The sequence below is a fragment of the Exiguobacterium sp. UBA5002 genome (assembly GCF_002396765.1).
Classification (GTDB): domain Bacteria; phylum Bacillota; class Bacilli; order Exiguobacteriales; family Exiguobacteriaceae; genus Exiguobacterium_A.
Genome location: NZ_DGYQ01000013.1, coordinates 32,839 through 57,194, shown reverse-complemented (window position 1 = coordinate 57,194; position 24,356 = coordinate 32,839). Strand labels below are relative to the sequence as shown.

Sequence of the window (24,356 nt, the reverse complement as noted above, 5' to 3'; positions counted from 1 at the left end):
TTGGATTAGACGGTTTCATTTCCTTTAACGTACGTCAGTAATGTCTCGTTGAACTTCTCTTGTTCGTCAAGCAACATCCCGTGTCCACTCTCTTCGAAGACTTCGAGTCGTGCATGTGGGATTTCTTTTTGCATCTCTTCCGCAAACTCGAACGGACAGACTCGGTCTTTTTTACCGTGGATGATTAACGTATCGACTTTAATGTTTTTGAGTTTTCCACGTAAGTCTTCGTCACGCAAGGCGATTGCTGACTGAATCGTTCCGTGGGACGAAGCGGCGATGCTAAGACCATGGAACCATTGTTGTAGCGGTTCTGGATGTTCCTTCGCAAAGAAGATTTCACCGAATCCTTTGAGCATCGACGGACGATCCTGTTTCGTATCAGCAATCAACGCATCGACTTCTTCTTTCGTCATCCCATATGGGTAACCGTCTCGTTGCGTAAAGACTGGTGCCGCAGCTCCTGCGAGAACGAGCTTACTGACTTTTGAATCCCCATAGTGCAAGAGATAGGACAAGGCGATTCCTCCTCCCATCGAGAAGCCGAGCAACGTGACATTCGTTAATTTGAGCTGTTCGATGACTTCATTGACATCGGACGCCATCGTCTTATAGTCATATCCCGTTGCCGGTGCATCTGATTTGCCATAACCACGATAATCGATTCCGACGTAACGGTACCCTTCTTCGACGAGCAGGTTCTTTTGATACTCGAACATGTTGTTGTTTGCCGGCCATCCGTGTAAAAAGACGACCGGTTGACCCGATCCGACATCCTCAACGTAAATCTTCGTGCCATCAACTGCTTGAATGAATGTACCCACCATAAAACCCCCATAGTAATAGATTGACCATGCATGCATCTATTATTCCCGAGTCGAGAGATGTCAAACATCTTGATGTTGAAACGTTATAGAAAATTCTGTCTATTATAGAAAATATGGTAAAATACAGACAATCGTATAGAGGAGGTTTTTCATGAGACGCTATATACATACTGGTATTCTCGCAGGAGCAGTTCTTCTTGCTGGATGCGGAAAAGAACAATACTTAGATCTTACATATGATTCTAATTACTGGGGCGGTATCTCGACTACCTTTGATGGTCAAGAGATACCGGATCTCCCGAAAAAACAAACGGCGGCTTTGTTGAAGGCTTGTCAGCAAAAACCTGACATGACGCGCTTGCCTGATCGATATGCGCAATATGAAGGATTTGATTTATACTTCCTGCCTCCGAGTGTCCAAGGGCGCGAGTTCCAACACGTCCGTTTCCTGTCGGACGAAAAAAAGGACTATCTGGCGTGTCAGCCGATTCGCCATGCGGATTATGCGGTCCACCAAATCAAGCGCAGTGATTATCCATTCGTCGATTGGTCGAACCAATCGCTTAAAGCTAAATCGACAGATGTTCGCTTTAAACCTGTCCCAAAAGAAGTGACGGATCAACAAAAACAAGAAAATGAAGAAAGTAAAGACACGAAAGGACTTGGTCGTTACCTCTTCCCATCGTATCAATTGTCCTTACCACCGGAAGGACAATTCGTTCTCTTCATGAAAGACAAAAATAAGGATAAAGAACAAACACTCTTCGAGACGACCGAGTCCCGAGCCGGTTCCGAATTGAATTTAGCTTTTCGTGTCATTCCGAATAGTGGTTTGCAGCACACATCGATCGAACTCATGACCAGTGGTGATCGTATTGGGATTCCATCCGTCATTCAAGACCATGTAATGGGGCAATCATATCAAATCAAACGAAAGCAACTTCCTGATACGCTTTCAGTGGGTCAGACGGTTCCTTTTGCGACTGTTTGGAAGAAAGAAGGAGGCAAAATCGTTCAAGAAACATCGCTATATATGCGTCTCAATCAGACCTACAAAAAACCTGCGAATTACAAATATGGCTTTCTTGATGCATCACCAACCACATATGTCGGTTACATTCACGACTCACCAAAGCAGCTCGTCGATAACGATTTTAAATTCATCTCGGCCATTCCGGATAAACTAGCAATAAAAATGGCTCAAGAATTAAAAGAGACCGATGTGATGGAGCCACAAGGAACAAAGCTGAAACAGAAAAAATTGACCTTGATCCGCAAAGGAAAAAGTCAAACGTTCGAACTATTCGAACGCAAACGAGCTAAAAAGCTTGAAATCTATGTTGTCAAACCGGGATCAAAGAAAGGTGCGAAGCTGTCAGGTACGACAAGTGAAGCACTTAGTGAGGTGCTTAATCAATGAACAAACGTTACTGGATCGGACTAACACTTGGAGCGACACTAGCATTAAGCGGTTGTCAAAGTGATGCGCCGAATTTCAAATGGGGTTACTTATCGCAAATGTATGATGGAGGGCAATTCAACGAAAAAGAATCTCGCACTTTGTCAGCTAAAGAGCGAACCGTCATTCAAAAAACGTGTGCGTCTAAAGCGAGCGATGCACCCGTCAATTACGCTGTCGGTAACATCTATTCCGTCATGATGACGAATCCGTTCGAAGATTATGATAGTCAAACCGTTCGTTACGTGAAAGCTGGGAAAAAGACGTATTTATATTGTCAGACATCGTCTAAAGATGGGTACTATCCATTACCAAAGAAAGAAGACATCTTCAAGAAGACTGCTCTGACTCCACAACGGAAGAGCTTTAGCATGAAGCCTGTTGTATTAAAAAAAGACGACTGGTTCAATCCTGATGAGAAAATCGCAGACCATTCTGCTCGAAAATTAGAACTTCCAGGATCAGGTTACCTCGTCATCGAGGCAACGGATGTCACAAAAAAAGATGCACGGACGACCACTTTCGCATACGCGAATTCTCTGACACCGTTCACCCGTGATGTCAATCTCTATCTCGTCTACAATCAACAATACGATTCGACATACGACGTTTCGGTTCGTATACCGCAGTTGTATGGTGGACGCCGTGTGGAACACCCGATCCATTCAATGAAACAACCAGGAAAGGTCCGATTCGTTCCGGGTGACGGCACGCCGGAGCATTATGGAACGGTCATCGCAACGGAGAAAAACGGACGCGAATTCCGCTACGAATTATCGATTCGCCATACGATGCAACAACCGACTGAACTCCAAGTCCAAGGACCGGATCGAACAACAGACGACGACGTTGCGGAAAACCAAAACGAGACATTGTTCCATCAAAAACAGTTTTCACATATCCGTTTTGAAGAAGATGATCGAGGAAATCATTATTCGGAAAAAGATATTGATTGGGAAAACATGATAATGATGACAAGTGATGAATCCGGGAAATTAAAAAAAGCGATCAAGACGAGTGAACAGGCTGATGTGCGGGGCAAGAGGGCGAAGTGGAGATACTTGACGTTCCGAAAAGGCGTGACTGGTCAACAGTACGAAGTCTATCTTGATAAACGCGTCAAAAAGACTGACATCTACTTAAAGGATCCAAAGCGTGACGTGTCAATCCACTTATCAGCAACGGGTCGTGACATCATCCTCCCTTTATTCGAGCAGTATGAAAAATGACTTATGTCATGAAGACGAAGTGTTGCAGTAAATAAATCAAGGAACACCAGAAGATGAAGGCGATCCCCTCTCGCAACCACTCTTTACGTGTCAACGGTTCACGTAAGAAGGAGACGCAAGCAAACAGTAAGACGAAGAAGTAGCGATAAATGAAGCCACCGCTCGTCAAGAAACCAAAGAGCAGGGTCATACCACCGAGGACGGACAGGCTAGAGACGACAGATTTACGATAGACCATGCGGTGTCACCTCGCTTCATCTAGTTTGTTAGATTATACCCAGATTACGGAAAAACAATCTATTGTAATGTACTAGACAACACCCCTTGAGAGGCGTCCTCCCAAGGGGTGTTGTTGTTTATTCCACGACGGCACTGTGATCAGCGACGATCGCATATTCCGTGACGGTATTCGACGTCACGAGTGGTTTGACTTCGGACGTTCCGTTATCCCGCTTATGGTGCACGCCTTTGTACGCTTGACTCTCTTGCCATGCATGGAATGCTGCTTGATTCGACCATGTCGTCATGATCGTGACGATGTCTTCTTCTTCCTGACTGATATCGACGAGGACTTGCATCCGGTGGAACCCTTCCATCCGTTCAATTCCTTTCGTCGTCTTAAAACGCGCTGCGACCTGATCTGCTGCGCCCTTCACGACGTGTAACTGGTTCATGACGATCCACATGTTCTTCTCCCCCTTTTTCGTCTTCAGTATACTAAAAGTCATTCCGGGTTGAAAACGCGGATGCGTTATCGCTTGGTAACGTCAATCGTTGGATCGTCTCTTTTCCGTCTACGCTCGTCGCGATCATCTCGAAATAGAGCGAATGCGGGAAGGCATCCGGTAACGGTTGGACAGTATGGAAACGTTCCTGATCTGCTACCGACAATGAGCGTTGCATCGGACGAAGCGGCGCTTCGCCATCAGCCGTCGTCTTATACGGCTCGAACCGGATCGATTTCATTTGTTTCGAACCGTTCATGCCGTAGGCGACAAGGTATCGACCTTCGTCCGTCGTCAACAAACGACCTTCAAACCAATCCGTCTCCCTCGTCTGTTTCGAGCGAATGATTCGGTCGATTCGTTGTGCCTCATCGGTTTGTTGCAGGAGCAAAAACAAGCGGTCGTGTTTCGCTTCAAGATACGCGACGGCGTAATGGTCAGACAGTCGTTCGACGAAGTACACGTCGCGCGCTTCGATTGGCGTGTTCGTCATCTGTGTATATAACCGAGCGACTTGCTTCGCCGTAAAGGAAACGGTCTCTTGACGTGGATGCATCCCCGTCAGCGTTCCGAGCACGAGACCGAACAATAAGATGAGGAAAAGACGCCGTTTCATCAGTCGACCTGTTTGACGAGCAGATGATAGCTCATCCCTGGTGGATAGTCATCGATTCGTCCGACTTCGACGAATCCTTGTCGCTCATAAAACGGGAGCGCTTGAAACGAGAACGTCTCGACGCGGATTCGCTGAACACCCGCTGCTCGTGCCCATTCCTCCAGTTGACGGAATAACTGAGTACCGAGCCCACTTCCCCGTTCCTCTTCGGCAACGAAGAACCATTCAATATGTAACCAGCCCCAGTACATTTCCCCTGAGATGCCGCCGATCGGTTGATCACTACGCGTCGCAAGTAATGTGACGGCTTGTGTTCCCTCGGAGCGTTTCGTCGCATGAAGCGGTGAACGTTCGACATTATATTGACGCACTTGTTGCCTAAGCCAGTCCTGTCCGTCTTCATTTTCATTGAGTTGAAATTGCAGCATATCCGGACTCCTTTCTTGCTATAGTAGTAGTGGAGGTGAATACGATGGAACCTACATTCCAAATTGATTGTACGAAGTGTTTTGGTTTATGTTGTACGGCACTCGCTTTTTCGAAATCCAGTGATTTTGGTCATGATAAACCGGAAGCGACACCGTGTCGTAATCTTAACGCGGATTACAGCTGTCGCATCCATGACCGGTTACGCGATAGCGGCTACAAAGGCTGCACCGTCTATGATTGTTTTGGTGCCGGACAGCATCTGTCACAGCAGACATTCGAAGGCGATGATGCACCCAAGCGACGCCAAGCGATCTATGCTGCCTTCCCGAAGATGGTTCATTTGTTTGAGATGATGTGGTACATAACCGACGGGAAACGTGATGTCACGCGTGACATCCACGATCAACTCGATGAGACACTTGCCGCACTAACCCGGTACGCGGCATTACCAGCCGATCAATTTGAACGACTTGACTTGATACCTGTTCGTCAAACCGTCCGACCACTCCTTGAAATGATTGCGTCACGTGTTCAAGCTCAGTATAGCGGAAGACGCGACCAGACACCACGCGACTGGGTCGGAAAACAGCTACAAGGACGAGATTTTTCAGGTGCCAGTGTTCAGAATCAATGGTTGCTCGCGACGAACTTGTCGCACAGTGACCTGCGCGGAGTCAACTTTCTCGGGGCGGATTTGCGAGACTGTAACGTCAAAGACGCCGATCTGACGGATGCACTCTTTTTGACACAGGCACAAATCAATGCGGCAATCGGCAATGCAGCGACGCAGTTACCGCGTCGCTTACTCCGTCCGTCCCATTGGCGTTAAACAGAAGCGAACGATAAGGAGGCACGTTTTCGGTCGATTGATCCGAAAGCGTACCTCCTTTTGCTTGTTATCGTTTCCCGAGCGTAAAGCCGTCAAAATAACGCCCGCCGAATGGTGCAAGATAATCATCGACTAATGCGACGACTTCTCGTCGATCATCCGATTGATAATACAACTCGAATGCCGTTGTGTGTCGACTAGCATAGTCTTCGTCAAACTCCGCAAGAGCACGTATCGCCCACTTTCCTTGTCCAATGAAGCGACGATTGGCGCGAAGGACGAACTCGATGCTCTGTTCATATAAACGTGACGCAATCGCTAAACCTTCCGCGCGGTTCGTCACACTCTCGAAGTCGTCGAGCATATCACTTAAAAAATAACGTGCGCGCTCTTGTTCCGAAGTCGTCCACGCAACAGGTCCGTCCGCCAATTGTTGAACGGCTTCCTGACGGATAGTTGCAAGTCGCGGATGATCCTCGATCGTCCAGCTGTCAGCAATCATGCGTTGCAAGGACGGGCGACCACGTTCCCGGTCACTCTCGAAAAAATGCGCGATCGTCTCAAAGGAATGGACGAATGCTTCGATCGGGACACCGTCATGGATGAACGATTCCCGGTATGCCTGCCTTCGCCTTGCTTCAAAGATGATCAAATCGACATCTGATTGTACGGTCGCTTGTCCTCGCGTATGACTACCGGCAAGTAAGACGGCACAATGATCCGGATAACGTGACGCGACGAGCGGCATGATCCAATCACACCACTCCATGCGTGTCCACTTAGTCTTCAACTTGTTCGCCAATCCCGGAGAAGACGGCTAGTTCGTCACCCGGTACGGCAACGATCGTCGCGTCGGCTTGGTGTGGCGCGAGACCGATATCGATCGCCCACGATTCGTAATATGTATCCGACCCGTTCAGGACGAGCGTTTGTCCGTTACTGAAGGTCAAGAATAGGTGTGGTGCCGTCTTGCCGATCCGGACACCCGTGATCCGTTCCGCGTGAAGCGAGACGATCAAGTGTAACATCTCTTCCTTCGTCGCATGGCGGACGACCCAGTCCTGTGTCGTCTCGACATCGCCATAAAACAGACGATCCGTCTCGATCCGAAGTCGTAGTTCAGGCGCAGTCGTATCGAACAAATTGATGAATTCGAGCGTGACGTAGCCTGCGACATGGACCGTCGCTAACTGTGTGCCGATGAAATAGGTCGTCAAGAGCTGACGGGCGAGTTGATGATCTTCTTTGTTCATGATGAGCACCTCATTTAAAAAGAATGAATGGTATCGGGATGAGTCCGAGAAACTTACTTCCACTCAATTTACCACAAATTAGTCGATACGAACATGAGAAGAAAGGCATGTTTTCGGTTTTCTGCGGCACGGAGGTGAGAATACGGTATACTGATGAAGAACTGACGTCGATCGTGATCGACAGAGAGGAGCTCCATTCATGCAATATTTCTACATGAGACCCTATCCGAATGATCCAGACTGTTCTACGCAACAAGCGGAAGCCGACAAGATTGATGTGACGACACGTGTCATCGAGACGCATGATTCGGCCAAACGACGGACAGAATTAGAACAGATGCTCGAGACACTTCAGACGGGAGACGAAGTCATCGTCACGCATCTCTACATCTTAGCAGACTCGACGCGGCACTTGATCGAGATGCTCGAGCACATGGAGACACGCGGTGCGACGCTGTGGTCACTCCGCGAACAGATTCGGACGAGCGAGCGTGCCTCCTTGTCGTTTCTTGAAACGGCACGCCACCTGGTCCAGCTGCAAAGTGACGTCATCAGCATGTCGACGCGTGCCGGACTCTCAAAAGCAAAAGAACAAGGAAAGCAGACCGGTCGCCCCCGGAAGCCGGATGAAAATGTCCGCCGCGCGATCGCAATGTATCAAAGCAAAGAGTATTCGCTCGCTGATATCCGAGAACAGACCGGTATTAGTAAAAGTACGTTATACCGATATCTCGAAAGCGAGACGATCGATGCAACGGATAAAGGCTGACTCCATTGTGGAATCAGCCTTTTTTGTCAGCTATTTTGCTTTAATGTGTTGCCAAGCCATTTTTGGAGGGCTTTACCGCCTTCATAGAACGAACAATCCCGTAATTCATACGTATGACCGCCTTGTTCAATCAAGTCGAGGAACGTATTCCCGACGTCCCGGTTTTCCCATTTCCGCTGATCCGTCAAATACTTGAAGCCAAAGTTACACTCGACGTTGAAGATGATGCGGAAGGGTTCCTTGAAAGATTGGACGGCGCGGATCATCTCGATCAAAATCATTCGTTTTGGTGACGACGCTTCGAACGTATCGAACAGTGTCGTCCGGCGTCCGTGAAACTCGATGACGCGGATTGCGCGTCCGGTATCGGCTTTAAAGTCATAACTCGTCCGAATCGAGACGATGATTTCACGTTGGTCTGATTGTACTGGCATGGTGTATCGCTTCCTTTCTCTCGGTCGATTATAGCATGGACCTGTTCCATTTTAATAGATGTCAACGACTCGGTCTCAAGAAGGATTGTCGTAACCTAAAATTTGTCTTATACTAAAATTACCAAATACATAAAGGAGCGTTTTCGTGAAACATCTATTTTCGATACTCCTCTCGGCGAGCCTCTTGTTCACGGGTTGCTACTGCACTCTCGACGAACGGACGGACGAGCCACACTTCAAATCACGTGCCCGCTCCATCTCCTCGTATCATACTTTCGACATCGAATACGCAAAAGGACTACGCAAGGAACAAGTCTCAAACCGTACGGTTACCGTGACGGATTCAAATGGTGAGCGGATGCAAACGGAGATTGAAGTCCTAGACGGCAAAGAAATCCGAATCAAACCACCGCGTACTGGATACAAAAAAGGACGTCGCTACATCATCCACATTCGGGATTCAATCGACGCCCGGAAAGAAGTACATACGAATACGATTCGGGAACGAACCTTCACTGTCGACCGCTGACAGCCAAGGTTCGTTTTTATTTAGAGCGAGCTGGAAAAACGGTATAGCTCATCGAGATGACGCCATCTATCACAAGAACGAGTCCCCACAGTTGTAACGTCCGCAAGAGGCTTTCGGTTTGTTCGGTATTTCCGAGCCAGAGAATCATTGCTCCGAGTAAGGCACCTCCAATCAAGAATGCCAGGATGTGCCGATAGAATCCGTTGCGTTCGCGTCGCGCACGCGATATGCGTTCTTTTGCTACGTGCTCTTTTAGGACAAAACGGCGGTAGACTCCATCCGCCCAGGCAATCATTTGTTTCCCAAATGCAAGTGAGACGCCGATATAGATCGCAGCGAGACCGTGTGCAAGCGTAGCTGTGCTACCGCGACTTAAGTCAAACACTGTTAAGACCAGTAAGACGATATCAATCACGGGTGACATCGCCATCAATCGAAAACCAAGCTTCTCTCGTCTGAATCCATAACGCACGATCAGTCCTGCGATGATGACTACCCAAAATAGAATTTCACAACAGACGATTGCCCAAGCGACGAGTTGCATCGTGATCCTCTCCTTTTTAATACGACTGTATTATAAAGATAACATCACTTTCATTACTTGACTAGTCTTTTTAATACATTCGTGCTAAAAAAGCTGATATACTTAATGTATGCCAAAACAAGTCAATCACGAAGAACGAAAACACCTCATCGCAGAAGCGACGTGGCGCACGATTTCTAATGTCGGTATCGAACAAGCTAGCGTCCGGACGATCGCCAAGGAAGCAGGTCTGTCCCTTGGTGCCTTACGGTATTACTTCACGACCCAAGAAGAATTGCTCCGTTTCTCGATGCAACTCGTTCAAGAAAGGGTCCAAGAACGCATTATAACCATTTTCGAGAGAGGAGGAACTCCAGAAGAGACGTTATGCAACGTCTTACTAGAAGTCTTGCCGTATGCACCTGAGCATCAGCTTGAGATGCAGGTCTGGTTCCAATTCATGATGTCTGCATATGCGTCTCAATCAACAGAGAATCCAGACGACATTTACCACATGTGTCTGGTATTACTGACACGGATTCCGGACGGTACGTTCCGAGCAGATATAGACATCGAACTTGAGAGCGAACGTCTCGCAGCACTCGTTGATGGATTAGCCTTTCATGCGCTGTTTCGACCAGAACGTCTCCCGAAAGAACGATTGCGTCATATCCTTGTCCATCACTTGAATGCCCTATTCGTCCGTCCTTTAGCGATCGACGACAAATAACCCGAAGTTCCTTCATCTACATGAGGGAACTTCGGGTTATTCATTGTTTCGCTTCTACGAGGATCAACGATAAGGAGCGGATTAAAAAGAACGTCAAAAAAGCTGCCCAGACACCCTGATTTTCAAAAGTCGGTGTCAACAGGAGGACGACCGCAAAACCAATTCCTGCTTGAATCATCGAATTCCGGACGGGTGTTGCTTCAACCCGCCCGGCAAAGATGCCTTCATAAATCATCGCCCAACCGGCGAGAAGCGGTAGGATGATGATCCAGAAGTAATAATCGCGCGCTGCGTTTAAGATCGCCTCTTCTGAAGTGAACAATTGAAGGAGCGGTGTCTCAAGGAAGAGGAGCACTAGTGACCAGAAGACGACCGAGTAGAATCCGAACGTCCGTGCCAAACGGACACTCGTCCGGTATCCTGCCTGATCTTGATTCCCTCTCGCCCGACCGACGAGAACGGTTGACGCATGACCGAGTCCACCGAACCAGTACGAAATCAAATACTGGATTTGTAGTAGAATCGCGTTGGCCGCGAGGACATCCGGTCCGAATTGTCCACCAGCACGTGTGAACCAGCCGGTGACGAGTAGAAGGAAAATCGTGCGAATGAACAAGTCACGATTGACTTGAAAGAATTGATGGTACGCCTGCCATGCCGTCAAGGCACGCCATTCATCACGCGTCATCGCCAAATGACCACGGATTAGGTACAGAGCACAGACGACGATGCTGATCTCCGCGATGACGGTCGCAACCGCAATTCCAGCAACACCGGCATCCAATCCGTAGACGAATCCGATATCGAGAACGACATTGACTCCTGTACTGAACAATTGGACGAACAAGGCGTGCTTGACCTGACCGGTACCAATCAACCAGCCGAGTAACGCATACCCCATCAAGACGAATGGTGCGCCGATCATCCGGTATGAGATATACGTTTTGACCGCATCAAGCAAGTCAACGGGTGGTGCAAGTAAGTACAGTCCGATTTGCTCGAGCGGCTGTCGGAACAACAGGATAAGCAGACCGATACAAGCTGCTAGAAACAACGGTCGGTAGAGGGACGTCCGTAAGGCGTGCACGTCATTCGCGCCGCTTGCCTGAGCACTGAATCCTGTCGTACTGACTTTTAAAAAGCCGAACAACCAGTAGATTGTATTGAAGAAGACGGCACCAACAGCAATGCCACCGATCGCGCGCGGATCACCCGATTGACCGATGACGACGGTATCGGTCACACCAAGCAACGGTGTCGCAATACTTGAGAGAATGAGCGGATAGGCAAGTAACCAAAACGTTTTGTGGTTCGGTTGAGTACTCACCATACTAGTTGGACCTTCATATGTAAGACAAATGATGTAGTAGTTGGTTCAAAAATCATTGGTTCACATCCCTTCAAAGTAATTTTCGAACATACAAGGTATGTAAGCCCTAAGGATATCAAACTCTTTTTCTAAAGACTATGGTTTTAGTAGCATGAACCAATTGTATAGATTAAACTTTATGTCGGATTTAAAATTATAAGAATAAATTTGGTAAGTGAAATAAATAGTGTGATATTTTCTTTATTTGCGATCTTTTCGTATTCTTTTTCTACCTCTATAACAGCATTGCATTGCTAATTGTTTGCCATATTTTTTTGTAAATGCATAAAAAGAAGCCGGACCTAGGGTCTGACTTCTTAAGTCTATTTAAATAGTGTCATTCGTTCATAAGACATCGACGAATTGTTTTGCCTGGTGCTCCAGTTGTTTCGCAGAATCAGCCAACTGATCGAACTCACTCACCGTATGTTCAAGCTGATCGGTACTGTCCTTTACCTTGCTTGAAATCCGTTCGATACTGTGCGAGACCTCCTTGATCCGCTCAACGATCCCTTCGATATTCTCCTTGATTTCTCCGATCGAATGCGAGACTTTATTCGACAGGTTTCGGACTTCGGTCGCGACGACATCGAATCCACGTCCATGTTCTCCAGCACGTGCTGCCTCAATGGCCGCATTCAAGGCGAGTAGATTCGTCTGCGCCGCAATTTCACGGATCGTCTTGACGATGTCAGTGATCGAGTTTGCATCTTTACGCAAGGCGACAAGACTCGATAAGTTCTCGACGGATTCCGACTCGATTTGTTGGACAGTCGCAAGAACGTTCAAACCGTCTTGTCGACCACTTTCCGATTTGACCGTCAAGAAGGCTGATGTCTCGTTGAGTTCGGCCGCCATTCGTAAAACGTCCTGCTGGCGAATCGTGATGTCCGATGCAATTTTCGAGACCCCGACGACCCGACGTCCGTCATCCGAGTAAATCGGCATATATGTCGCTTCGAGCCACTTCTGTTGTCCGTCAGCAGCCCGGCGTTCAATCTTATCCTGATACGTGATGCCTTGCATCAATTTTCGCCAAAACAACTCGTAATCTGGACTATTAACGAAAGCCGGAAAACAGAGATCACGATGGTATTTACCGATTAACTCTTCCACTTCGTACCCCATCGTCCGGGCAAACAACTCATTTACGTATGCGACTTTGCGTCGATCATCAAAACGAATGATGGCTAGATTTTGTTCGATTGCCCGGATGACTTGTGTGTCGGTGACCTGTGTTACTTGCTCATGCATCGACATGCCGATTCCTCCCTGGATTCAAACTGAGGTCATGATTTACCTATTGTCATATTACCCCTTATATCGACAAGTTCCTGCTATTTTAAATTAAAATCTAGTAAATAAAGTATTCATTTTAATACGCACTCCATCCCCCATCTGCGACGACGATTGCCCCGTTGATGAAACTCGCCTCGTCGGACACGAGAAACAATGCCAAATTTGCGATTTCATTCGGCTGACCGGATCGTGGATTGAGACCCATGCCAAGCATCGCGCGCCCCATCCTGAATTCATTCAGATTCGACATCGATTGTCCGATGTTCGTCTCGACAGCGCCAGGTGCGATTCCGTTACAGCGAATACCATCTCCGGCATAAAAGAAGGCGGTATTCTTCGTCAGACCGATGACGGCATGTTTGGAAGCCGTATAGGCTGCTCCTGCTCGGGCACCATTCAGACCGCCAATCGAGATGTTATTCAGAATCACGCCACCTCCGACTTCTTTAAAGTGTTTGACCACTTCGCGCATCAGACGCATCGTTCCTGTCGTATTGACTGTAAGGATATGATCCCAACGTTCATCTGAGATGTCTGCCACGCCCTCCATCCCGTCCATGATCCCGGCATTATTGACGAGAACGTCCAGTTTACCGAAAGCGTCGATTGCTTGTTTGATGAGTTGTCCTGCTGCCTTTTGTTGTGCGATATCACTCGCAACAGCCATCGCTTCTCCGCCCGCTTCCTTGATGTCAGAGACGACCCGTTCAACGGTTTCCAACCGAATGCTGCGACGATTCGTGCGCCTTCTTGTGCAAACACTTTTGCCATGGCTTCACCCATTCCTGAGCCGGCTTCGGTGACGATGATCGTTTTTCCTGTTAGTCGCATCGTGAATCATCCTTTCGTCTATCGTGATACTAATCTATTCCCGTTCTCATCATCAAATGTATCAAACGTCATGTCGATTCCATGAAAAAAAGACCCGACGAGTTTCGTCAGGTCCTATAGCTAGTTCGTTGTAATTGGTTCATCGCGACTTCAGCACGTAGTCGCTGTCCGATTTTCAACGATGCTTGGAATATACTTGGATCAAATAATCTAAAGTGACTATCAATCCAGTTTTGTAGATAGATTGCATGTGCTTGTCTAACGATTTCTTCATCTGACAACTGTTCCATGTCTATTTCCGCGCAGTCGAAATCATCCACACCGAACTCGAAACCACAACATGGACAAATTTCGTTACTCCCCGCAAAGTGTTCATAATATGGCGGATTTTCGAGTTTATTCCATCCACATACGGGACACATATAATACGAATCGTTTTGATTCAAAGATGTGATGCCTCCTTAAATAAATGATCATTCTTATATCTATCGTACCCCATCTAACCGCTACTTTTGAGAATTACGTTATTTGATGAATACATGAAAAAAGACCCGACGAGTTTGTCGGGTCTTTCGACTTGCTTATTGCAGTTCGCGGCTTTTTTCTTCTTGTTCGTTGTTCGATTTATTTTTAGCTTCGAACTCGGCACGTGTCATGACGTCCTCGACATGCATATTGACTTCAACGACTTCAAGGCCTGTCATGTCACTGATTGATTTTTTGATTTTAGCGACTGTCTCTTGGAAAATTGACGGAATATTTTTACCGTATTCGACGATGACTTTCAAATCGAGTGCAACTTGACGTTCTCCCACTTCGGCACCAATTCCTTTTGTGATGTCTTCCGTGCTCCGGAGACGATCCGTCAGTCCACTCATGAATCCACCACTCATTGACAAGATGCCTGTCACTTCGTTCGACGCGATCCCAGCAATTTTTTTGATGACTTGATCTTCGAATGTCAATTTATTCTCGCGTACCACTTCGTTTTCAGTTGTTGGGTTTACTTCGTTTGCCATTTGAAATCTCTCCTTTTAAATGTTTAGTAAGTTATATATGAATCAGTCCCGTTGAAAGAACTGAATCCACCCTTCAATGTCGAGTGCACCATCGCGCCATTTTCCAATTAAAAATCCAATTGCTGCGAAGGCAACGATAAGGATTGTCGGACCAAAGCCAATCGTCAGGAATAAGATGGCGAGGATTAGACCGGCAAGTCCTCCGATCAGTCGGAACCGATACGGATAGAGTGCTTCTCTTGTCTTCATGTTCCCTCTCCTCCTTTAGACGACACGTTCCGATGTTTTCGTTTTCGTGTCACTGATCGTGACTTTCGTACTCGTTACTGGCAACTCAAGTAAGGATTCGACAGCTTGTTTAGCTCGTTCTTGAATTTCCTTCGCAATCGTCGGTAACCCATCTTGTCCAAAGACCGAGCAGTCGACTTTTAAAGCGACCGTTTCTTTTTTCGAATGAATATCGGCATGGACACGCGGTGTCCGTACACCACGGATTCCACGAATCGACTCTAAAGCCGTCCGTTCGATCGTCTCCTTCGAAATCGTAATCGTTCCGTCACCCGTTTGAATCAACAGTCGTTGACCTTTCGAGCGGCTAAATAATCCTGTGAATAATAGAATGACGAATACGAATGCTAAAAATCCTCCAATGGATAGAACGGTATAGCTATACCATTGCTGATCCTGCCACTGCTCGATTAGCGAACTAAGCCGTGGAACATCATACACACCGAGCACAAGCAGCCCGACACTGATTAGTCCGAGTATGCCTATGATGATGAGTAAGAATCGATTGAACCCATTCATCTGCACCTCTCCTTTACGATTATTGACTTCTTTCACCTAGGTGATTCAACACATGAAATATTATGTGTATGGTGTGTTTATTCCCGTTCATTAGAACCCGAAACATTTAAATACACTTTCGTTCAAATGTTCATATATTCTGATTATTCAGACTAAATTAATCAAAACTAGTGCCTTATTTACTATATTTCACGCAAAAGACCTCTTTCCACTTAAAAAGAGGTCAGCATTCGAATCATTTACCATTAAACATATATCCTGTCAATATGTTTTTGTCCCGTTATTCACTTCACATCAATTGGAAAGGCAAAATCGCCATTACCTTCTTTCCAATCGGCTTTAATCTGATAGACATACTTTCCGGGAGTCGAAGGAACGGTAATCCGCTCAATCTTCTTATATGTTTTCATCTTTTTATGATCTTTGACCGACCATAAGACAATCGCGACGGACTTCGGAGCTGGTCCGTCTTCAAAACGAATCGTCAATCGATCTTCAGGATTGGCTCGCGTACTCGAATCACCTTTTACTAAATCGACGGCTTCGGCCTTTGCATCAGCTGTTTCTCCGCGAAAGATGCCTGACCAACTATAGGTACCTCTATATACCTTTACTTCACGGTTTTCGATTGTCACGGTAGGTTCTGGTGGTTGATGTCGAAATGGATCACGTGAAAAAAACCATCCGACTGCAATCGCAATCACAATCAATCCAATAAATAAAAAACGTTTCATAGACAAACCTCCTACGTGATGTTTTTAAATCAACAAAAGAGGCAATATCTCTCAAGGAGTACGTTATTCAGAAGGAGGAGTTCAGATGATTCAAGATAAAGTCGTCATCATTACAGGGGCATCAAGCGGTATCGGGGAAGCAACCGCGAAAGAGCTTGCGAAACAAGGAGCAAAACTCGTTCTTGCTGCACGTCGGGAAGATCGTTTGCAAGAGCTTGTCAAAGCGGTTGAAGCTGAAGGTGGTCAAGCCGTTTATCAAGTGACGGATGTTACCGATCGTGAGCAAGTTGATGCGCTCGCAAAACTTGCGAAAGACAAGTTTGGTTCTGTTGATGTCATCGTCAACAACGCTGGATTAATGCCACTATCGCACCTCCATAAGAATCAGCAGGACGAATGGAACACGATGGTCGATGTCAACATTAAAGGCGTCCTCCATGGAATCGGAGCAGTCCTGCCGTATATGCGCGAACAAAAAAGCGGACATGTCATCAACATCTCTTCTGTCGCCGGTCATGAAGTCATGCCGTCGAGCGCCGTCTACAGCGGTACGAAATTCGCGGTGCGCGCCATCACGGAAGGTCTTCGTAAGGAAGAATCGGTCGACAATCACATCCGTGCAACAATCATCTCACCGGGAGCGGTCGATACGGAATTGAAGGACCATATCTCGGATGAAGAGATCAAACAAGGAATTGGTGACTTGAAAGCCATTGATGCGAGCGCGATTGCGCGTGCTATCGCATATGCTGTCAACGAACCAGAAGATGTCGCGGTCAACGAGATCTTAATTCGTCCGACAGCGCAACGTTAATTGAATGTATACAGGACCCCTCATTAGCAAAACAGCTATTGAGGGGTCCTGTTCTGTTTAAAGAAGTCGCTCCGCGATGAGCTGGTACGACTGCAATCGCTTTTCTTGATCAAAGGCATTGTTGATGAGTAAAAACTGATCTGTTTGATAACGCGTTGCTAATGCTTCAAGCTCCTGCGCAACAACGTCCGGTGTACCGACAATCGCTCGCCGTCGATCTTTACGGACCCGTTCCGCTTGAATGTCATTCCAGATTTTTGCTTCAGTCGAGGCAAACGACGGAACGATTGAATTGCCGAGTCGAACGCCTTGAATCCAGGCATCTTGAGTTCGAGCGAGACGTTCTGCTTCTTCTTGCGTCGGGGCACAGATGACGAAAACGCAGACGATGACGTCTGTTCCTCCTGCCTCACGATAAGTGGAAAGTGTCTCTTCCCAACGATCCGGATTGATGAAGTGACCAAAAACGAGACCACGGTCTTGTTCTGCAGCAATTTGCGCACTACGTGGCGACAGACCAAGGATTGAGATCGGAGACGCTTGCCGATCACGCGGTGTCGTCTTGACGATCCGGTACGGGTGTCGATTCGATAGACTATCTGTCAAGAATCCAGCCGTTTCCTGAACGAGTCGACTAAACTCAGCTGCTCGATTTTTTTCACCATCTGTTAAAGCAAGTCGTGTCCGCTCACTTCCACCCGGAGAATTGCCGATCCCAAGTTCGATCCGTCCCGGATAAAAGGCGTCGAGTGTTGCAAAACTCTCGGCCACTTTTAGCGGATGATATTGCGGTAACAACACTCCACCTGAACCAAGTTTGATTTTTGAAGTCTGCGCACCCATTCGGGCAATGAACAACTCCGGTGATGCACTGAGCAAACCGTTCGTATTATGGTGTTCTGCGAACCAGTACCGTTCGTAACCGAGTCGCTCGGCTTCTAAGACGAGTCGTTCCGTCGCTTCCATCGTCGCTTCGACCGTATCATCCTCATGCAATGGTACTTGATCCAGTATTCCTAGTCGCATCACGCATTCCTCCTCTACCCTCTTAAGTGTAAAGGGTGGAGGAACGGAGTTCAAAAACGAGGCTCAGACACGGACGAGACGATCTTCGATAATAACGCCGTCTCGCATCTCGATCGTTCGATTCGCTCGTTCCGCAAGTGCCGGGTCGTGGGTGACAAACAAGACGCCACACCCTTTCTCTTCGTTTAATGACCGTAAAAGATTGAAGATGATTTCTCCAGTATCTGTATCGAGGTTCCCTGTTGGCTCATCGGCAAGCAACCATTTCGGTTCATGAACGAGTGCTCGGGCAACGGCGACCCGTTGTTGTTGTCCACCGGAAAGTTGCGACGGCAAACTGCCTGCTTTATCGGCGAGACCGACTTGCGCGAGTAACTGCTCGGCGCGTTCTTTTTTATCATACGGTACTTTCCGACCGAACAGTGGCGCCATGACATTTTCAAGCGCCGTCAGCGTCGGAATCAAATGAAACTGCTGGAAGATGAAGCCGATGTTTTCGAAGCGAAAGTCGGATAATTCTTTACTGTTCAATTTGTTGATTGGTTTCCCGTCATAATGCAACTCCCCGCTCGTCGGTCGATCGAGCGTGCCGATTAGACTGAGTAACGTTGATTTTCCAGATCCCGAAGGTCCGATGATCGAAATGAAATCGCCCGCCTCAAGTGTCACGTCGATGTCTTGTAACGCTTGTGTCTCGACACCGTCTCCTGCAAATGATTTTGCCATCTGTTTGCATTGAAATGTTCCTTCCATATGTACCCCTCCATTATTCTTGATAACTACTATTCAAGAATAGATTGGTAATTCCTTCTAAATGAAAGGAAATAAAGAAACAGTACTCTTACGGAACAAGAATACTGTCAGGAAACTCTTGGTTGAATAGAAACGAAATTTTTACGATAGACGATCTCATACGGTAAGACGAACAATATACATGCAAGAGTCGTGAACTGAATCATGCTACCGATTGGTGGTAGTGGAGACAGCGATGCTTCGTGCCACACTTCATATAGACCAATGAACAAAAACAGGACGACGCTACTCGTCGTCACGTAGATAAGCAACCGAAGGGTCAATGGATAATGTCGGACAATCCATAACATCGGTAACCCAAAGATAAAATAGGATAACGTCATCGCAAACGTCCCGAACTGATAGACGATCTCAAAATCAATCGTTGTCAGGAACGAATACGCCGTGAACGCTAAGAACGAAAGAATCGTCACGACAGCCGCATAACTGATCCAGCGCATACGGTTGGCTCCTCTCCTGAATGTTATTCCTGTACACGCGATCGTGACAGAAACCAAATATGTACAATTAGTGTAGGTAGTTCGATTTCATTTGTCAATTATCTTCAGATTGACTTATTCAGTCTATGTACGATTGCAATGAGAGCGAATTCATAGAATAATGAAAAAAGAGAATATGAAAGTGAGGTTTTATCGATGGATGAACAATTAACGGTGTTTCGTGATCTCTTTGAAGCTACACCTGATTACCACGATGGTCTTTCGTTTATGGAGGTCGAGTCACGCCTGACACCTTCAAAACGAGCAGCACTCGCTTGGATGGAACAAACAGGAGGAGAACCGAATATCGTAAACCTTGATGGACGATTCGTCATCATCGATACGGTCAAAGAGAGTCCAGCTGGTCGACGAAGCGTTTGTTTTGACGAAGTCGCTCGACTCGGTCGAAAGAAAAATGCGCCCGGAGCTAGCGTCGAGTCAATGATTGAAGCACTCGAACTCGACCTGTTGACACCAGAACAATATCAAAAACTTCAGACACAGTTTTCGTTTGACGAAAAGACCTCCAGTTGGCTCGCAACACCAGACGTGATTCGTCAAAAAGGTGGCGCTTTGTTTGGAGATCGTCGTTATGAGACGACATTCATCTATCACAACGGAGTGGACTCCTATTATGCGAGCCGCGGATTTCGTGTTTTACTTGAATTGGAATAAGCCAAAAAACCGCTTCGTAGTCCAAACGTAGCGGTTTTTTACAATAATAGGGAATAATACCCAATCGTGATATGATGGACGTTGAGTACAGGAGGTGGACGTCATATTTGTATTGGGATTGATTATGGGTAGTCTTTTAATGTTGCTCAGTTTCCGGTTATTCCACCAGCAACAACCGGATACAATTGCGTTATGTAAAGATATCTTCTATGTGTTTGAAGTCCATCCGGAATATCGATTCCGATATATCAGTCCGTCCCTCGATGACCATATCGGCAAGGGAGTGGCAGCAGCCAGCTATATGGATCCGGATCAGTGTTTTGCAAGGATTCATCCGGAAGACATCGAAGTCTTGATGTCGAAGATTTCGGGCGACTGTGACTACGATCAACCGTTCCGGCAACGCTGGCGGACAAATGACGGGACGTACGTCTGGTTCGAAGAATATGCGACACCAATTTGCGAAAACGGACAGATTGTTGCCATCCAAGGGGTGATCCGTAACATTGACGAGCAGTTGAAATCACAACAGGCACTGCTCGATCAATACCGTATCGATGCCTTGACACGGCTTGGGAATCGCCATGCCTTCAACGAGGCTGTCCGCGATCTCGATCAAGAGAAGATGACGTATGGATTGATTCTGCTTGACTTGAATGAACTAAAGGAGCTTAACGACCGATTCGGTCACGCGGTCGGTGACGCCTTGCTTGAACAAACAGGACTTTGCATCCGCCGCTTAACAGATCATGGTTACCGGATCGGTGGTGATGAATTCGTCTTGATCGACGATAGTCCGTCGATTGACACGTTTGAGGCATTCGTCGAACACGTCCGCTCGACGTTCGCGACGCACGAGATTGGACTCGCGATCGGTGCCGTTCATTCGACAACAGGACGCCGGATCGACGACGTCCTGCATGAGGCAGATGCACGGATGTATCAAGAAAAGATGAATGATCGCTTAAGTCGTCAGCATGGATTGATGCGCTTGAAGCAATAAGGCGTTGAAGCGTTCTGGTTGATCGAGATTCGCCGTATGCCCCGCTCCCTCGACTGGTAAGACGATGATGTTCGGCACATGTTCCGCAACGAACGCGGTTGCGTCGACTTCGTATGTTTCATTCGTTCCATTTAGGATGATGACCGGCAAGGTGATCGACTGCAGCATCGTTTCCGTCAGTGCCGGGAAACGGAACGTCATCAAATCGAGAACTGCCCGCGCCGTCGTTTTCCAGGCAGGACCATGCAACTGCTCGAATTGGTCGGCAATCTCCGGTGCCTGCTGTTCGAGGTTAAGGAAAAACTCCCGTTGTTCGCGCATCAGCGGTTCCATCGCTTTAGGAATGAATGGTGAAAAACCCGTGATACATACACCTTCGAGTTCGTCCGGTGGGTCGAGCGCCAGTTGCATCGCAAGCGTCGCGCCGAGCGACAACCCGAGAATCCATCCTGGACCTTCCTGTGCCATCCGTTCGCGGATGGCACGTGTTGCTTGTGATAAGTAATCGTCCGTTGCCGGCTCCGTCGTCATTCCGTGACCAGGCAGATCAATCGGAATGAACGTAAAATCATCCGCTAAAGCGGATAGTTGTGGCGCGAAGTGTGTCGCTGCCGTCCCCATTAAACCATGTAGTACATACATACGTGTCATACGGTAAACTCCTTAAATTGATGTAGTGTCAAAATCGCGCTTGCGACGACGTCCGGACGATCGCGATGCATCTGGTGTGATGTACCCGGAACGAACGTCACGTTCGCCTGATAGGATAGATTCGCCTGTCGCCGTATTAATTCCTGCCATTTAATTTCCATTCGTTCGAGTTCATCTTCCGGAAAACCGGCTGCTATCATCGTCTGGATTGAGTTCGTTTTATCCCGACCGAGAACGGTCATCGGGAACCCAAGGTCACGCATGAGTGGTTGAAGCGCCTTCGCATCACTCTTCCACTTTGAAATGATCGCATGCATCGCCCGGTAATACGCCGGGTTCCAATCCGTACGGTCATCCCCGTCCGGGAAACGGTCACGTAAATCAGTTGCTTTTGATAGTTCCGCGAACCGGTCGATCCAGACCGCGTCATCCCCTTCTCGGTCGAGCGTCGGTGTATCGAGCTGATCGAGTTCTGCTAAGTCAACGGACGTCGCCTCGACAAGGACGAGACCGGCGACACGTTTCGGATAATGTAAAGCGAAAGCTTGTGCGACGAGACCGCCGTAGGAATGTCCGACGAGTGTGACCGGAGTCGTGATATTCGTCGCGTTAAGAAACTGATTGATTTGCCGTAAGATGCCGGTCGTCCCGTCGATGTAATCGTCCGACCATTCGTGTGGATGAAAGCTGACGACGCGGTAGTCCGGTGTCAGTTTCGTCAGAATGTCCGCCCAGTCCTGATACGTCCCACCGAGCGAGGGTAACACTAACAACGGTCGACCTGTCGAACCGTCGTCATAATACGTCACTTGTTTTCCCTGATGTTGCATAATTCGTTCCATTATAATCACTCCTTTATACTTTGAAAGATGGTGTTTACCTTGATTCGTGCTTTATTGTTTGATTTAGACGAGACGTTACATGACCGGTCCGGTTCTCTTCCCTATTTCCTTCGGGATCAGCATCAACGTTTTCGTGAAGTTGCGCATGTTCCGATCGACGACTACATCACGACGTTCTTATTGCTTGATCAAGAAGGACGCGTCTGGAAGGACGTCGTCTATACGGAAATGATTCGTCGCTTCGAATTGTCGCTTTCTGTTGAAGTACTGCTACACGACTACGTGACGCGTTATCCGTTCTTCGCACGGAGCTTTCCGGGAGTCGACACCTTTTTTGCGCAATTATCGCCTGAGCTACCCATCGGCTTACTGTCGAACGGTCGGACGACGTTCCAACGTGCCGTCTGTGACGCCATCGGACTGTCTCCCTCCTTTACGCAGATCGGGATCTCGGAACAAGAAGGCGTTCGTAAACCGGATCCGACATTTTTCCTTCGCTTAACGGATCGTTTAGGTGTTCGCCCGGACAAAGTCCTTTATGTTGGCGACAATTACGACCACGACATCTTACCGGCACGCGCCCTCGGCATGCAGGCGCTTTGGAAGCGCACAGGCGATGTTCCATTGACTGACACGCAATTTTCGGACTGGCGCCAGTTACCTGCCCCACTCCAAGACTTGATACGAAAGGAGAACCAGCCATGACGGAACAGATTCGCCGTTTCCAACCTGACGATTTTGAGCAGATTCATCGATTGAACGCATTAGAAGGATGGCAGGATCTCGTCGCTGATCAAGAGCGGACCCGCAACGCGTGGATGAATGCAAATGCCGCTTTCGTCCTTGAGTCTGACGGAGAAATCCTTGCCTATGTCCGCGCTTTAACGGACGGTTCAGTGACGACGTTCGTCTGTGAGCTCCTCGTCAGCCGAGACGCACGCAAGCGTGGGTATGGGCAACAGTTGCTCGATCACTTGCAACTCACCTATCCGACGCGGATCGATCTCCTGGCAACCCGTCAAGCTGCTTCCTTTTATGAACAACAAGGATTTCGTGCTTTCCATGGTTTCCGTAAATCACGATGAAGCGAGTGATTTCGAATAACTTGTGCTCGTCACGCTGTAGCCCATCGCTTGATAAAAGTGATGGGCTGCTTCGCGTTCTGGTCGATTACCACTGTTCAGTAAAACGGCAGTTGCTCCTCTTTCGTGTGCCCAGTCTTCCGCTGCTCGGATCAAACGGCGTCCAATTCCCTGCCGACGATATTTCGCGTTGACGACAAACGCGACGATTCGGACATAGGTCGTATCATGCTCGAACGCTTGCGCCTGAAACAGACCGACGCAGCCGAGAAGAATATCGTCGTCTTCTAACACAAGCAATTCATAATCCGGATGACGGGTGACCCGCGAAAATCGTTCGCGTAAGACGTCCTCGCTTGCCGGATAACCAAGCTGCGTCATCAATCCGACCAATTGTGGTAGATCGTCTGTTGTCCAAGACCGGATGGTCATATTTCTCTCCCCCCATTATCGTGTGGGCGACAGAATCATCACCCGTTCTCGACCCTCTTCCTCACCGACGACCAGCACGTGCTCAGATACCGGATCATCCTTGATTTGATAGACGGTAAACGCATCAA

General features: G+C 47.8%; 33 protein-coding genes and 1 pseudogene. 11 read left to right on the top strand and 23 right to left on the bottom strand.

The features are described 5' to 3' along the window. Nucleotides 1-5: 5 nt before the first annotated feature. A complete protein-coding gene (locus tag B4C70_RS02440; RefSeq protein ID WP_290776831.1) occupies nucleotides 6-824 on the bottom strand; it encodes an alpha/beta fold hydrolase in 819 nt (272 codons plus the stop codon). Between the two features lie 154 nt (nucleotides 825-978). On the opposite strand from B4C70_RS02440, the gene B4C70_RS02435 reads away from it, so the two are divergent. Together B4C70_RS02435 and B4C70_RS02430 are read left to right on the top strand one after the other, a co-directional pair. Then, entirely contained in the window at nucleotides 979-2,247 is a 1,269-nt protein-coding gene (locus tag B4C70_RS02435) for a hypothetical protein (protein ID WP_290776829.1), read from the top strand. Then, nucleotides 2,244-3,515 carry a hypothetical protein gene (locus B4C70_RS02430; protein ID WP_290776827.1) on the top strand — a complete coding sequence of 424 codons (1,272 nt, stop codon included), beginning with the start codon at nucleotides 2,244-2,246 and terminating at the stop codon, nucleotides 3,513-3,515. The genes B4C70_RS02435 and B4C70_RS02430 overlap by 4 nt, the downstream gene beginning before the upstream one ends. Before the next feature lies 1 nt (nucleotide 3,516). Here the strand turns inward: B4C70_RS02430 and B4C70_RS02425 are convergent, their stop codons facing one another. From B4C70_RS02425 to B4C70_RS02410, 4 genes are all read right to left on the bottom strand, one after another. Then, entirely contained in the window at nucleotides 3,517-3,753 is a 237-nt protein-coding gene (locus tag B4C70_RS02425; protein ID WP_290776825.1) for a hypothetical protein, read from the bottom strand. A 118-nt stretch (nucleotides 3,754-3,871) separates the two neighbouring features. Next, nucleotides 3,872-4,201: an antibiotic biosynthesis monooxygenase gene (locus B4C70_RS02420; RefSeq protein WP_058703391.1), complete on the bottom strand. Its 330-nt coding sequence runs from the start codon at nucleotides 4,199-4,201 to the stop codon at nucleotides 3,872-3,874. A 31-nt stretch (nucleotides 4,202-4,232) separates the two neighbouring features. Next, nucleotides 4,233-4,856, bottom strand: a complete 624-nt coding sequence (locus B4C70_RS02415) for a hypothetical protein (protein WP_290776821.1) — start codon at nucleotides 4,854-4,856, stop codon at nucleotides 4,233-4,235. Further along, nucleotides 4,856-5,284: a GNAT family N-acetyltransferase gene (locus tag B4C70_RS02410; RefSeq protein WP_290776819.1), complete on the bottom strand. Its 429-nt coding sequence runs from the start codon at nucleotides 5,282-5,284 to the stop codon at nucleotides 4,856-4,858. Before B4C70_RS02410 ends, B4C70_RS02415 begins: the two co-directional genes overlap by 1 nt. 44 nt (nucleotides 5,285-5,328) lie before the next feature. Between B4C70_RS02410 and B4C70_RS02405 the strand changes: the two genes are divergently transcribed. Then, nucleotides 5,329-6,114 carry a pentapeptide repeat-containing protein gene (locus B4C70_RS02405; RefSeq protein ID WP_290776817.1) on the top strand — a complete coding sequence of 262 codons (786 nt, stop codon included), beginning with the start codon at nucleotides 5,329-5,331 and terminating at the stop codon, nucleotides 6,112-6,114. A gap of 67 nt (nucleotides 6,115-6,181) precedes the next feature. Here B4C70_RS02405 and B4C70_RS02400 read toward each other — a convergent pair whose 3' ends face one another. Together B4C70_RS02400 and B4C70_RS02395 are read right to left on the bottom strand one after the other, a co-directional pair. Next, a complete protein-coding gene (locus tag B4C70_RS02400; RefSeq protein WP_290776815.1) occupies nucleotides 6,182-6,883 on the bottom strand; it encodes a nucleotidyltransferase domain-containing protein in 702 nt (233 codons plus the stop codon). A 10-nt stretch (nucleotides 6,884-6,893) separates the two neighbouring features. Then, a complete protein-coding gene (locus tag B4C70_RS02395) occupies nucleotides 6,894-7,367 on the bottom strand; it encodes a hypothetical protein (protein WP_214728684.1) in 474 nt (157 codons plus the stop codon). Between the two features lie 199 nt (nucleotides 7,368-7,566). Here B4C70_RS02395 and B4C70_RS02390 point away from each other — a divergent pair, with 199 nt between their 5' ends. Then, nucleotides 7,567-8,136, top strand: a complete 570-nt coding sequence (locus B4C70_RS02390) for a recombinase family protein (protein ID WP_290776812.1) — start codon at nucleotides 7,567-7,569, stop codon at nucleotides 8,134-8,136. Nucleotides 8,137-8,162: 26 nt separating this feature from the next. Here B4C70_RS02390 and B4C70_RS02385 read toward each other — a convergent pair whose 3' ends face one another. Next, nucleotides 8,163-8,570, bottom strand: coding sequence for a hypothetical protein (locus B4C70_RS02385; protein WP_290776810.1), 408 nt, complete (start codon nucleotides 8,568-8,570; stop codon nucleotides 8,163-8,165). Nucleotides 8,571-8,715: 145 nt separating this feature from the next. Here B4C70_RS02385 and B4C70_RS02380 point away from each other — a divergent pair, with 145 nt between their 5' ends. Further along, nucleotides 8,716-9,099 (top strand): hypothetical protein, encoded by a 384-nt coding sequence (locus tag B4C70_RS02380; RefSeq protein ID WP_290758543.1) that lies wholly within the window; start codon nucleotides 8,716-8,718, stop codon nucleotides 9,097-9,099. A gap of 16 nt (nucleotides 9,100-9,115) precedes the next feature. On the opposite strand, the gene B4C70_RS02375 is transcribed toward B4C70_RS02380, so the two are convergent. Beyond that, complete coding sequence (locus tag B4C70_RS02375; RefSeq protein ID WP_290776808.1) at nucleotides 9,116-9,643, bottom strand: hypothetical protein; 528 nt, start codon at nucleotides 9,641-9,643, stop codon at nucleotides 9,116-9,118. A gap of 109 nt (nucleotides 9,644-9,752) precedes the next feature. On the opposite strand from B4C70_RS02375, the gene B4C70_RS02370 reads away from it, so the two are divergent. Continuing rightward, the gene (locus B4C70_RS02370; protein ID WP_290776806.1) at nucleotides 9,753-10,352 is read left to right on the top strand and encodes a TetR/AcrR family transcriptional regulator; all 600 of its coding nucleotides are present in this window, start codon (nucleotides 9,753-9,755) and stop codon (nucleotides 10,350-10,352) included. A 40-nt stretch (nucleotides 10,353-10,392) separates the two neighbouring features. On the opposite strand, the gene B4C70_RS02365 is transcribed toward B4C70_RS02370, so the two are convergent. The 8 genes and pseudogenes from B4C70_RS02365 to B4C70_RS02330 all read right to left on the bottom strand — a co-directional run bounded on the left by B4C70_RS02365 (nucleotide 10,393) and on the right by B4C70_RS02330 (nucleotide 16,411). After that, nucleotides 10,393-11,682 (bottom strand): MATE family efflux transporter, encoded by a 1,290-nt coding sequence (locus B4C70_RS02365; protein ID WP_290776804.1) that lies wholly within the window; start codon nucleotides 11,680-11,682, stop codon nucleotides 10,393-10,395. Between the two features lie 384 nt (nucleotides 11,683-12,066). Next, nucleotides 12,067-12,981, bottom strand: a complete 915-nt coding sequence (locus B4C70_RS02360) for a methyl-accepting chemotaxis protein (RefSeq protein WP_349678010.1) — start codon at nucleotides 12,979-12,981, stop codon at nucleotides 12,067-12,069. Between the two features lie 115 nt (nucleotides 12,982-13,096). Further along, nucleotides 13,097-13,851, bottom strand: a pseudogene (locus B4C70_RS02355) (SDR family oxidoreductase). Between the two features lie 107 nt (nucleotides 13,852-13,958). After that, complete coding sequence (locus B4C70_RS02350; protein ID WP_214729498.1) at nucleotides 13,959-14,297, bottom strand: hypothetical protein; 339 nt, start codon at nucleotides 14,295-14,297, stop codon at nucleotides 13,959-13,961. A gap of 135 nt (nucleotides 14,298-14,432) precedes the next feature. Next, nucleotides 14,433-14,870, bottom strand: coding sequence for an Asp23/Gls24 family envelope stress response protein (locus B4C70_RS02345; RefSeq protein ID WP_035407860.1), 438 nt, complete (start codon nucleotides 14,868-14,870; stop codon nucleotides 14,433-14,435). A 42-nt stretch (nucleotides 14,871-14,912) separates the two neighbouring features. Further along, on the bottom strand, nucleotides 14,913-15,119 hold the full coding sequence (locus B4C70_RS02340) for a DUF2273 domain-containing protein (protein WP_035407857.1): 207 nt from the start codon (nucleotides 15,117-15,119) through the stop codon (nucleotides 14,913-14,915). A 15-nt stretch (nucleotides 15,120-15,134) separates the two neighbouring features. Next, entirely contained in the window at nucleotides 15,135-15,677 is a 543-nt protein-coding gene (gene amaP / locus B4C70_RS02335) for an alkaline shock response membrane anchor protein AmaP (RefSeq protein ID WP_290776801.1), read from the bottom strand. A gap of 284 nt (nucleotides 15,678-15,961) precedes the next feature. Next, complete coding sequence (locus B4C70_RS02330) at nucleotides 15,962-16,411, bottom strand: hypothetical protein (RefSeq protein ID WP_290776800.1); 450 nt, start codon at nucleotides 16,409-16,411, stop codon at nucleotides 15,962-15,964. An 85-nt stretch (nucleotides 16,412-16,496) separates the two neighbouring features. Here B4C70_RS02330 and B4C70_RS02325 point away from each other — a divergent pair, with 85 nt between their 5' ends. Further along, nucleotides 16,497-17,225 carry an SDR family oxidoreductase gene (locus B4C70_RS02325; RefSeq protein ID WP_035407846.1) on the top strand — a complete coding sequence of 243 codons (729 nt, stop codon included), beginning with the start codon at nucleotides 16,497-16,499 and terminating at the stop codon, nucleotides 17,223-17,225. Nucleotides 17,226-17,282: 57 nt separating this feature from the next. Here B4C70_RS02325 and B4C70_RS02320 read toward each other — a convergent pair whose 3' ends face one another. From B4C70_RS02320 to B4C70_RS02310, 3 genes are all read right to left on the bottom strand, one after another. Continuing rightward, a complete protein-coding gene (locus B4C70_RS02320; RefSeq protein ID WP_290776799.1) occupies nucleotides 17,283-18,251 on the bottom strand; it encodes an LLM class flavin-dependent oxidoreductase in 969 nt (322 codons plus the stop codon). A 63-nt stretch (nucleotides 18,252-18,314) separates the two neighbouring features. Further along, on the bottom strand, nucleotides 18,315-19,004 hold the full coding sequence (locus B4C70_RS02315) for an ABC transporter ATP-binding protein (RefSeq protein ID WP_290776789.1): 690 nt from the start codon (nucleotides 19,002-19,004) through the stop codon (nucleotides 18,315-18,317). Nucleotides 19,005-19,111: 107 nt separating this feature from the next. After that, entirely contained in the window at nucleotides 19,112-19,504 is a 393-nt protein-coding gene (locus B4C70_RS02310; RefSeq protein ID WP_290750545.1) for a hypothetical protein, read from the bottom strand. A 195-nt stretch (nucleotides 19,505-19,699) separates the two neighbouring features. On the opposite strand from B4C70_RS02310, the gene B4C70_RS02305 reads away from it, so the two are divergent. Further along, the gene (locus B4C70_RS02305) at nucleotides 19,700-20,218 is read left to right on the top strand and encodes a DUF4256 domain-containing protein (protein WP_290776788.1); all 519 of its coding nucleotides are present in this window, start codon (nucleotides 19,700-19,702) and stop codon (nucleotides 20,216-20,218) included. 124 nt (nucleotides 20,219-20,342) lie between these two features. Beyond that, complete coding sequence (locus B4C70_RS02300; RefSeq protein WP_214729484.1) at nucleotides 20,343-21,221, top strand: sensor domain-containing diguanylate cyclase; 879 nt, start codon at nucleotides 20,343-20,345, stop codon at nucleotides 21,219-21,221. Here B4C70_RS02300 and B4C70_RS02295 read toward each other — a convergent pair. After that, the gene (locus B4C70_RS02295; RefSeq protein ID WP_214729482.1) at nucleotides 21,183-21,872 is read right to left on the bottom strand and encodes an alpha/beta fold hydrolase; all 690 of its coding nucleotides are present in this window, start codon (nucleotides 21,870-21,872) and stop codon (nucleotides 21,183-21,185) included. The genes B4C70_RS02300 and B4C70_RS02295 overlap by 39 nt on opposite strands. Beyond that, a complete protein-coding gene (locus tag B4C70_RS02290) occupies nucleotides 21,869-22,714 on the bottom strand; it encodes an alpha/beta fold hydrolase (protein ID WP_214729480.1) in 846 nt (281 codons plus the stop codon). Before B4C70_RS02290 ends, B4C70_RS02295 begins: the two co-directional genes overlap by 4 nt. A 39-nt stretch (nucleotides 22,715-22,753) precedes the next feature. Here B4C70_RS02290 and B4C70_RS02285 point away from each other — a divergent pair, with 39 nt between their 5' ends. Both B4C70_RS02285 and B4C70_RS02280 read left to right on the top strand, forming a co-directional pair. Beyond that, nucleotides 22,754-23,419: an HAD family hydrolase gene (locus B4C70_RS02285; RefSeq protein ID WP_290776786.1), complete on the top strand. Its 666-nt coding sequence runs from the start codon at nucleotides 22,754-22,756 to the stop codon at nucleotides 23,417-23,419. Next, on the top strand, nucleotides 23,416-23,799 hold the full coding sequence (locus B4C70_RS02280; RefSeq protein ID WP_290776785.1) for a GNAT family N-acetyltransferase: 384 nt from the start codon (nucleotides 23,416-23,418) through the stop codon (nucleotides 23,797-23,799). The genes B4C70_RS02285 and B4C70_RS02280 overlap by 4 nt, the downstream gene beginning before the upstream one ends. On the opposite strand, the gene B4C70_RS02275 is transcribed toward B4C70_RS02280, so the two are convergent. Beyond that, nucleotides 23,791-24,228 (bottom strand): GNAT family N-acetyltransferase, encoded by a 438-nt coding sequence (locus B4C70_RS02275; RefSeq protein ID WP_290776783.1) that lies wholly within the window; start codon nucleotides 24,226-24,228, stop codon nucleotides 23,791-23,793. The two genes, B4C70_RS02280 and B4C70_RS02275, sit on opposite strands and share 9 nt — an antisense overlap. Nucleotides 24,229-24,356: the final 128 nt, after the last annotated feature.

Excerpts from the sequence above, each read along its gene's own strand:
- B4C70_RS02435 (WP_290776829.1), top strand. The coding sequence starts at position 979 with ATGAGACGCTATATACATACTGGTATTCTCGCAGGAGCAGTTCTTCTT.
- B4C70_RS02430 (WP_290776827.1), top strand. The coding sequence starts at position 2,244 with ATGAACAAACGTTACTGGATCGGACTAACACTTGGAGCGACACTAGCA.
- B4C70_RS02425 (WP_290776825.1), bottom strand. The coding sequence starts at position 3,753 with ATGGTCTATCGTAAATCTGTCGTCTCTAGCCTGTCCGTCCTCGGTGGT.
- B4C70_RS02420 (WP_058703391.1), bottom strand. The coding sequence starts at position 4,201 with ATGTGGATCGTCATGAACCAGTTACACGTCGTGAAGGGCGCAGCAGAT.
- B4C70_RS02415 (WP_290776821.1), bottom strand. The coding sequence starts at position 4,856 with ATGAAACGGCGTCTTTTCCTCATCTTATTGTTCGGTCTCGTGCTCGGA.
- B4C70_RS02410 (WP_290776819.1), bottom strand. The coding sequence starts at position 5,284 with ATGCTGCAATTTCAACTCAATGAAAATGAAGACGGACAGGACTGGCTT.
- B4C70_RS02405 (WP_290776817.1), top strand. The coding sequence starts at position 5,329 with ATGGAACCTACATTCCAAATTGATTGTACGAAGTGTTTTGGTTTATGT.
- B4C70_RS02400 (WP_290776815.1), bottom strand. The coding sequence starts at position 6,883 with ATGGAGTGGTGTGATTGGATCATGCCGCTCGTCGCGTCACGTTATCCG.
- B4C70_RS02395 (WP_214728684.1), bottom strand. The coding sequence starts at position 7,367 with ATGAACAAAGAAGATCATCAACTCGCCCGTCAGCTCTTGACGACCTAT.
- B4C70_RS02390 (WP_290776812.1), top strand. The coding sequence starts at position 7,567 with ATGCAATATTTCTACATGAGACCCTATCCGAATGATCCAGACTGTTCT.
- B4C70_RS02385 (WP_290776810.1), bottom strand. The coding sequence starts at position 8,570 with ATGCCAGTACAATCAGACCAACGTGAAATCATCGTCTCGATTCGGACG.
- B4C70_RS02375 (WP_290776808.1), bottom strand. The coding sequence starts at position 9,643 with ATGCAACTCGTCGCTTGGGCAATCGTCTGTTGTGAAATTCTATTTTGG.
- B4C70_RS02370 (WP_290776806.1), top strand. The coding sequence starts at position 9,753 with ATGCCAAAACAAGTCAATCACGAAGAACGAAAACACCTCATCGCAGAA.
- B4C70_RS02365 (WP_290776804.1), bottom strand. The coding sequence starts at position 11,682 with ATGGTGAGTACTCAACCGAACCACAAAACGTTTTGGTTACTTGCCTAT.
- B4C70_RS02360 (WP_349678010.1), bottom strand. The coding sequence starts at position 12,981 with ATGTCGATGCATGAGCAAGTAACACAGGTCACCGACACACAAGTCATC.
- B4C70_RS02345 (WP_035407860.1), bottom strand. The coding sequence starts at position 14,870 with ATGGCAAACGAAGTAAACCCAACAACTGAAAACGAAGTGGTACGCGAG.
- B4C70_RS02340 (WP_035407857.1), bottom strand. The coding sequence starts at position 15,119 with ATGAAGACAAGAGAAGCACTCTATCCGTATCGGTTCCGACTGATCGGA.
- amaP (WP_290776801.1), bottom strand. The coding sequence starts at position 15,677 with ATGAATGGGTTCAATCGATTCTTACTCATCATCATAGGCATACTCGGA.
- B4C70_RS02330 (WP_290776800.1), bottom strand. The coding sequence starts at position 16,411 with ATGAAACGTTTTTTATTTATTGGATTGATTGTGATTGCGATTGCAGTC.
- B4C70_RS02325 (WP_035407846.1), top strand. The coding sequence starts at position 16,497 with ATGATTCAAGATAAAGTCGTCATCATTACAGGGGCATCAAGCGGTATC.
- B4C70_RS02320 (WP_290776799.1), bottom strand. The coding sequence starts at position 18,251 with ATGCGACTAGGAATACTGGATCAAGTACCATTGCATGAGGATGATACG.
- B4C70_RS02315 (WP_290776789.1), bottom strand. The coding sequence starts at position 19,004 with ATGGAAGGAACATTTCAATGCAAACAGATGGCAAAATCATTTGCAGGA.
- B4C70_RS02310 (WP_290750545.1), bottom strand. The coding sequence starts at position 19,504 with ATGCGCTGGATCAGTTATGCGGCTGTCGTGACGATTCTTTCGTTCTTA.
- B4C70_RS02305 (WP_290776788.1), top strand. The coding sequence starts at position 19,700 with ATGGATGAACAATTAACGGTGTTTCGTGATCTCTTTGAAGCTACACCT.
- B4C70_RS02300 (WP_214729484.1), top strand. The coding sequence starts at position 20,343 with ATGGGTAGTCTTTTAATGTTGCTCAGTTTCCGGTTATTCCACCAGCAA.
- B4C70_RS02295 (WP_214729482.1), bottom strand. The coding sequence starts at position 21,872 with ATGACACGTATGTATGTACTACATGGTTTAATGGGGACGGCAGCGACA.
- B4C70_RS02290 (WP_214729480.1), bottom strand. The coding sequence starts at position 22,714 with ATGGAACGAATTATGCAACATCAGGGAAAACAAGTGACGTATTATGAC.
- B4C70_RS02280 (WP_290776785.1), top strand. The coding sequence starts at position 23,416 with ATGACGGAACAGATTCGCCGTTTCCAACCTGACGATTTTGAGCAGATT.
- B4C70_RS02275 (WP_290776783.1), bottom strand. The coding sequence starts at position 24,228 with ATGACCATCCGGTCTTGGACAACAGACGATCTACCACAATTGGTCGGA.